This is a genomic window from Inquilinus sp., from assembly GCF_057815775.1.
The window spans coordinates 1-5,875 of sequence record NZ_JBYRFX010000339.1 but is presented as its reverse complement, the minus strand read 5'-3'; the positions used below and the strand labels follow the sequence as shown (position 1 = coordinate 5,875).

Here is a 5,875-nt window from a genome sequence, read left to right as displayed (position 1 = left end):
GCGCCGCCACTCGATCTGCACCTGTCTCCTTCGGCATGCCCTTGTGACAACTTCTACCCACATCCCCAACCAACCCGATTTGGCACCGACGGTCACATGGAGCCGAGGTGGCTCTGCTGTTGCCGGCGGCGCTGTCACGGTTGCGTGGCTGAGCCGGCGCCGGGTCCCACGGCGGCCTCGCGAAGCTCGTCCAGCAGGGCCTTTGCCTCCAGGAGGTCCGGCGTGTCGAAGCCCTCGGTGAACCAGCAATAGACCGGCGCGAGCAGGTCATGCGCTTCGGCGTAGTGTCGCCGCCCCCGCCAAAGCCGGGCCAGGCTGGTGGCGGCGCGCAGCTCCCACATCCGCGCCTGCCGTTCCCGGGCGATGTCGAGGGCGCGGCGGAAGGAGTCCTCGGCGGCGTCGACGGCATCCCCCCGGCGCAGCAGCACTTCGCCCCGCAGCCGATGCAGCTCAGCAGTGAACCACTGCTCCTCGGTCCGTTCAATGATGGCCAGGCCATCGGCCAGAAGGTCCAGTGCCGTATCGTACCGACCGATCCGCGCGAGCGCAGGAACCGGAAGGGACAGGCTGTACGGCAGCTCTATCTCATGCCCCAGCCGCCGCATCGCCGCCAGGGACTCCTCCATCTGCGCAAGGCCATCCTCCGGCCGGCCGATCTCGGCCAGAGCCCAACCTGCATGGAGCCGGCCGACATTCTGGTAGAACGGAACGCTGCGCCGGGCCGCCAGCACGATCGCCTTTCCCGCCTGCTCCGCCACCGCAGCCGCATCGCGACGAAGCTGATGTGAGTAGCAGGCATTGCCCATAAGGCACACGATCTGGAACGGGTTGGGGCAGCTGTCCGCATACTCCAACGCTTCATGGCAGCGCAAGGCGGCCTGGTCGGGATAGCCCAGGGCGAACAGCGCCCAACTGAGATACAGGAATGCATTGGGATCCGCCGACGGCACGTAGCCAGGGTGGTCCTGCATGGTTTCGAGCCGGTGGCGGGCGGCGGCGAGCTCACCTAGCGAAAAGGTGACGACGCCGAGACACTCGCTGCCCATCTGGAATGCGGGGCCGTCGCCCGTCTCCTCGCCGAGAAGGCAAAGCCGGTCGGCGACGGCGTAGGCCCGGCGCAGCTCGGCACGGTTGTAGTGCGACATCGCCTGCCCATACAGGGCATGCCGCTGCCCGTCGATGTCGCCGGCCTGCTTGCAAAGCGCCACCGCGTGCTCGAAGACGGTGCCAGTCTCCGTCGATGCCGTGCCCTTGGCCGACCGCAGCACATCGCCGAGATCGAGCAGGATCGCGATCTCCTGACTGCGCCGCTCGGCCCGGTCGGCCACTGTCTCGAGCAGGGCGAGCGCCTGCCGAAGATGCACCACGGCCTCGGGCATCCCGCTCCGCGACCAGGCGAGCTTTCCGGCGTTGTGCCAGTACCCGATCGCCTCTCCGGTCAGCCCCGCCTGGGCGAGGTGGTGGGCTTGCAGCTCCGGCTGCGTCTCGACGATCTCAGGGAACTGCTCCGCCATTACTTGCGCGATCCGCACGTGCAACTGCTGGCGTCGGCTTCGGAGAAGGCTGGAATAGGCGGCGTCCTGCACCAGGGCGTGCTTGAACTTATAGGTCGCGGCAGGCGGCGCGCCACGGCTGAACAGCAACTCCGCCTGCACCAGGCGGGTCAGGCCGTCCTGCAGCCGGTCCTCGTCGATCGCTGCGACGGCACGGATCAATTCATAGGAGAATTCCCGGCCGATGGCCGCGCCGATCTGGGCCAGGTCCTTCACCGGCGCCATCCGATCAAGGCGCGCCAGAAGCGAGTCGTGAAGCGTCGCGGGGATGGCCAGCGGCGGCAGCGGCGAGACCAGAACATACCGGTCGGTCTCATCCCGCATAACCCCCGATTCCATAATGGTCTTGGTCAACTCCTCGATGAACAGGGGAACGCCATCGGTCTTGACCACGATCTGCTCGAGCACCTCGGCCGGCAGCGTCCTGCCCCCGACCAGCCGATCGGCGAAGTCGGCCACCTGGCGTCGCCCCAGGCGGACGAGGGTCAGAGGGGTGATATGACCGGGATTGCCCCAGGGAGGCGCAAAGGTCGGACGGAAGGTCAGGATCGCCAGCACGGGCAGGCCCGGTACTGCCGCGACCAGCCGGTCCAGCAGCTCATGCGTGGTGGGATCGACCCAATGTAGATCCTCGAACACCGCCAGCACCGGCCGCTGCCGCGTCAGCCCGCGGAGCTGATCGAGCAACGCCACGAGGGTCTGCTGCTTCTGCTGCTGCGGCGTGAGATCCGAAGGCGGATAGCGGTGGTCCGCCGAAAGTCCCAGCAGGGCAGCAATCAACGGCGCCGTGGCACTGATGTCGTCCGTCGACGCGGCCAGCAGCGCCTCCAGCCGCTCCAGCTTTTGCACCGGAGCATCATCCCGGTCGAAACCGGCTGCCCATTCGAGCTGTGTGATCACAGGATAAAGCGCGTTGTTCTGGTGGTAGGGCGAACATTGATATTGAAGCGGCGTATAGGACCCGCCCTCCAGTTGCTCGCGCAGCGCCCGGACGATGCGGGATTTGCCGATCCCGGGCTCACCAGCGAGCAGCACCACCTGGCCATCGCCATCCCTGGCCGATGCCCAGCGCTCCAGCAGCAGGCCAATCTCAGGCTCGCGCCCGACCAGCGGGGTCAGCCCAACCGCCGAGCGCGCCTCGAAGCGGTCGATCTCGAGCCCGACCGCGACCGCCCGCCAAGCGAGGATCGGCGCGGCAAAGCCCCTGAGCTCGTGCAAACCAAGATCGGCGAAGCGGAACAGTCCTGCAGTCAGCCGGCGGGTGTCGTCGGCCACGATCACGGTGCCGGGCTCGGCCATCGCTTGTAGCCGGGCCGCCAGATTCGGCGTCTCGCCGACCGCGTCCTGCTGTCGTCTGTCACCCACGCCGATGAGGTCGCCGACGATCACCAGCCCGGTTGCGATCCCGATCCGTATGGCGAGCGGCGCCCCGTCGGGCGCAGCCAGCCGACCCACCGCCTCAGCAATCTCCAAGCCGCTGCGGATCGCCCGCTCAGCATCATCCTCATGCGCCTGTGGATAGCCGAAATAGACCAGCAGGCCGTCGCCCACATAGCGGGCGACATGGCCGTCGAAGCGGGCGATCGCGTCGGCGCAGACGCTCTGGTAGGTCCGGATCACCACCCGGATGTCCTCGGGGTCGAACCGGGTGGAAAGCGCGGTTGATCCGACTAGGTCGACGAACATGACAGTCAGATGCCGTCGCTCAGGCTCAGTATGCCTATGATCGACCGCTGCGGGCGGTGTGACGTCGCCCCCCAGAGCGGCGATGGCAACGAGCAGCCGGCGACGGTGGCCGACTGACGTGACTCCAAGATCCTTGAGATCTTCGACAGTCAGCGCCGGGAGAGTGCCGACGTCGATATCGTTCGCCCGAAACGCGTCCGCATACTGATCGAGGCCGAGGCTTAGCAGCCATGCCGCGACGTCCATCGAACGTCCTCCCAGTCCAGGCGGTCGGTTGCTAATAGCGCAGTTCGACGAACCTGGGCTGCCTAGAGACTTGGGCGATCATCCTGCCACCGGCACCAATCTCAGTATGCTGGCGCTCGGCAGAGTTCGACTGGAAGGGTAAACGTATTTCCAACGCCACACTCTGTCTCGATACGGTGTCGTTATCAGCAACCAGGATCCGAGACGGCTGGCTGAGATTGTCGTTCTCTGTCATGCGTGCCTCCATTCGGAAAACCTCGACCCCAGAACGATGGGCCGGGCCGCCGTGGGATTCCACTTTGTTGGTTACCGGGTTATCGTACGACATCAAAGCGCATTGTGGAAAGCGGCGACAAGAACAGTGCACAGGTGGGCGCCGTCAGGTAGTTGGGGCGGACGGCGGGATGGTTGGATTGGGGCCGACCGTTGGTGCGATCGATCGTGCGGCGTCGGCCATGCCGCACGATTGGGGCTCCCCCATCGAGCCGGATCCGGCCACTCCGGCAACATGATGGTGTCGCAGTCGTCCTCTGCGCGAAGCTCCGGTTTCTGACTGATGCAGCGATTCCGGGCGATAGAGGACGCGGTTCGGAGCGCCTGCCCTCGGCAGGAAGCGAATGCCTAAATCGGCAGAGACCGTATCGCGGCCGCCGTCAGGCCCTCGAAGCCGAGACTTCCGACAGCCGTCGCGGCACTCTGCATCAGCGCCGCATTGGTCGCCGCGGTGCGGCCATCCGGAAGATGTTAACCGGCATGCAATAGGGACCCCGTATACGGGGTCCCTATTGCATGCCGGTAAGGAAGCAAACAAAGAGAAGACAAATAATATAGGCAATAGATAGGAGTGGAAGCTCGGCGACATGGGTCGTCGGGCTTCTTGTCTTTCGGCGCGGGCCCCGGCGGTCCGCTCAGCGCGCGTTGCCCGGCCCGCGCGGCATGGCGGGTCACCCCGGGTGCGGGTCAAGGGCCGGTGCCGGGTCGTCCGCCGCACCCCTGGGCATGCGGCAAGCTCCCCCAAAGAGGGGTAACGACATAGAACGAGCAGAAAACCACGCTAAGGGGACAAACCGGGAAGGCCCCAGCGCTTGCACCTTCAGAACTGCATAAGATCCTCTGGAAGATGCCCACCCCGGTCCCAAAGGTAGCGGCAGAGCCGGCCTCACGGGACACGTCCACCATCTCGCAGCCGGTCCGCTCGGCAAGGTGAGCAACTCGTGCTCCTGCCCGTCACGGGATTAAGGGACCATGACGCGATAGCGATCAGATTGTCCGGTTTGGGAGTGCGTGCGCCGAACCCTTAGGTCGCGCCACCGGAGGCATTCGCGGTCTCTTCCGTGAGCGCTTGTCGGCCGGGGTGATCCGAGCTGGCTCCCGGTTCACGCACAAGCCCAAATATTGAGCACGTTGCGCAGGCTCGATACTGCGTCGGACGGACGTCCGATGATCGGCGGTCCCATGATGGGGCTACGACAAGAGCTGCTCATGGCGACCCGGCAAATCGGACATTCCATGAACTTTCGGTCCAGCAGGGCGGAATTTAAGCGTGCAGCCTATGGATAGCGCAGTTTCCGGTCCGCAATGATTCAGGCAACCTGCTGAGAAGTCGAACGAATTCGCTTAGCGGGTCGCCATGAGCAGCTCTTGTCGTAGTCCCCTCCCCTTCCCTGCTGGCCAGCGCCTCGCCGGCGAGGCCTGGATGCGCGTCCGGGGTCAGCACCAGGGAGGCTTCGGCTCGAGCAGCGCCGCCTTGCGCACCGGCCGGGCACCCTTGGTCCGACGCAGGCCTTTCAGGAAGGCCTGGAATTCGGCATCGACGAGGTCGAGCGGCCGCTTCAGCCGATTGCGGATCGACACGACCGCGGCCCGGCGCAGCAGGATGGTCGACAGTGAGCGGGTCTCGGCCAGCGCCGTGAGATGCAGCACCAGCCAGCGCCCATTGGCTCCATCGCCCGCGGGGTCGATACCGTAGACCAGGCACCATTCACTCCAGGCGCACCAGGCCTTGCCGTAGGCAAGCCGTGTGTCGGCCGAGAGCGACGCTTCGAGCAGCTGGTCCGCTCTTTTGGCCAGGACGCGGATCTCGGCAATCCGGGCCTCGCTCAATCCCGTCGTCGCCGGCGGCGACGGCATGGTTTCGATCGTGGTGGCGTCGGTCATAGCTGTGGGACCGCGTGTAGCTGCGCCGGCACGGCCGCTGTCGCGTTGCGGAAGCCGGTGTCGGCGGCAGCGTTCGCCGGGCGGCAAGCCACCGGTCGACGCCGCGCAGGGGCCGCCACCGTCGGCGTGGTCGCGCGACAACGGCTCGGCAGAGCCGCGATCGTGGCGCATGGCGCCGCTCTCCCCTCGCTCCCTCATGGGTCCGCCGGGGGCAATGGCGCCGACCATACGAC

At 66.2% G+C, this 5,875-nt stretch carries 3 protein-coding genes; all 3 read right to left on the bottom strand.

Annotated elements, in window-relative coordinates:
* Positions 1 to 134 precede the first annotated feature (134 nt).
* Positions 135 to 3,485, bottom strand: a complete 3,351-nt coding sequence (locus AC3XYG_RS12070; protein ID WP_489140078.1) for an adenylate/guanylate cyclase domain-containing protein — start codon at positions 3,483 to 3,485, stop codon at positions 135 to 137.
* A 31-nt stretch (positions 3,486 to 3,516) separates the two neighbouring features.
* Positions 3,517 to 3,720, bottom strand: a complete 204-nt coding sequence (locus tag AC3XYG_RS12065; protein WP_489140077.1) for a hypothetical protein — start codon at positions 3,718 to 3,720, stop codon at positions 3,517 to 3,519.
* A 1,475-nt stretch (positions 3,721 to 5,195) separates the two neighbouring features.
* Positions 5,196 to 5,875, bottom strand: a 680-nt coding sequence (locus AC3XYG_RS12060; RefSeq protein WP_489140076.1) for a hypothetical protein, incomplete at its 5' end; no start/stop codon positions are given.

Coding starts and splice junctions, on each gene's coding strand:
- AC3XYG_RS12070 (WP_489140078.1), bottom strand. CDS start 3,485: ATGGACGTCGCGGCATGGCTGCTAAGCCTCGGCCTCGATCAGTATGCG.
- AC3XYG_RS12065 (WP_489140077.1), bottom strand. CDS start 3,720: ATGACAGAGAACGACAATCTCAGCCAGCCGTCTCGGATCCTGGTTGCT.